General features: G+C 69.8%; 1 protein-coding gene. It reads right to left on the bottom strand.

What is annotated here, in order from left to right:
* Positions 1–1008: 1008 nt before the first annotated feature.
* Positions 1009–1745, bottom strand: a 737-nt coding sequence (locus ACFXGI_RS38620) for a glycosyltransferase family 2 protein (protein WP_384717743.1), incomplete at its 5' end; no start/stop codon positions are given.

The following is a 1745-nucleotide window of genomic DNA, read 5'->3' on the forward strand; positions in this document are numbered from 1 at the left end:
GGACGTACCGACGCCCGGCGCCGGACTGTACGAGCGCTGGGCGGCACTCGCACCCGACCTCGCCGAACACGTTGTGGCCGCCGGCTGTCCTGAATTCCCTGAGTTCGGGACGAGTGGGCAACAGCGCCGTCCTCGGGTTCGGGGCCGGTGGCGCCAGTGTTGCACCAGGGCCGAGGCCACGACCTGCAAGCGCGCGGCCGAGCACCTACTGGCGATGATGGGAGCAGCCGCGCCGCCTTTGCCTCATTGCGGTGAAGGGACCGAAGGGACTGGCTGTTGCAAGATCCGGCAGGTACGGGTTGCGCAGGTCCCGCGTTCTGCCGCGACAGGGTGTCGCTCTGAGCCTGCAGTAGCCGGCCCTGTCTGTGGTGGGCTTCCATGTTCTGCGTGAGGGCCTGTTGCGGCTGGGGTGCCCTGCCTGCCTGCCTGCGGGCGGGTGACGGACAGGACAGCCCGGTGGTACTGCTGCCTTTAGAGCGCTCTGGGCACCTGGCCTCACCCGTACACCCATGTCGGCACGGGCGCGGTGATCTTCTCCCTGCGCTGTACGCCAGGCGGGAATGCCAGGTTGGCACCAAAAGGCGTCTGGCTGGCCAAGTCCGCGGTGGTTTCCGAGTCGATCTGCACCGGGACAGTCAGCTCCGCCCCGGCCGCGTGCGTGAGGCCCCGCGAGCGCGGTTCGGGGAGCAGTGCACTCCTGGGGGGCATCGGGATGCGGGGGCGCGGGGGCGGGTGGTCGTAGTGCGGGCCCCAAGACAGCCGTTGGGGCGGCTGGAGCAGCAGCTCGCCGAGTGGGGGATTCCGCGGCCTCCCCCGCCGGGTTGGCGCAAGCACCTGGAAGCGAAGTGGAACGGCGAGGACGTCCCGTGGATACCGCGGCAGGATCCTGACCAGGATGCGCTGTTCTGACCTTACGTGGTTCGCCGAGGCTCCTCTCTGCGGGGGTTGGCCTCTTTGCTGTGCCTCTGACCGTGGCGGCGCAATCGCTCCTGGCTACCACGCCCCGCGTCAGATGATCGGGGGGCGGCCCAGTCGGGTCATCCTCCATACCGTCCGCCATCGCATGGGGCGCCTTGGCGGGCGCGGTACCCGTACCCCTTCGAAGAAGCCGGCCCACCAGGCGGCCAGGCCGGACCGCGGGGGCCGTTGTGCGAGCGTGTACGCGGCCCACGTCATGAGGTAGAGGGGGACGAGGACGGCGGGCAGGTGCCGTTTGGCCAGCCAGACTCGGCTGCGGCCTGTGTTGCGGTAGTAGACCGCGTGCCGGGACGCTTCGGTGCGCGGGTGTTGCAGCACCATGTCGGCCCGGTAGTCAATGTCCCAGTCGGCGTCGAGTGCCCGCCAGGCGAAGTCCGTTTCCTCGTGGGCGTAGAAGAACGGGGCGGGGAAGTCGCCTACCTGGTCGATGACGGTCATGCGGATGGCGTGGCCTCCGCCGAGAAACGTCTTCACAGGCCCGGACACCAACGGGTCTTTGCCGCCCAGACGAGGGACGTGCCTGCGCTGGCTGGCCCCGGTCTCGTCCGCGATGCGGAAGCCTGCGATGCCCAGGCACGGCCGGCTGGCGAACGCTTCCCGGATCAGCTGGAAAGTGTCGGCACGGGGCAGCAGGCCGTCGTCGTCCAGGACCACGACAACGTCCACGCCGTCCTGCTCGCGCAGCCTGGCCACGCCGACGTTCCGGCCGCCGGGGATGCCCAGGTTCTCAGGCAGTTCGACGCCTTCCACGCCGTCCGGGAGAGGGG

It is taken from the genome of Streptomyces sp. NPDC059355 (genome assembly GCF_042752335.1).
Taxonomy (GTDB): domain Bacteria; phylum Actinomycetota; class Actinomycetes; order Streptomycetales; family Streptomycetaceae; genus Streptomyces.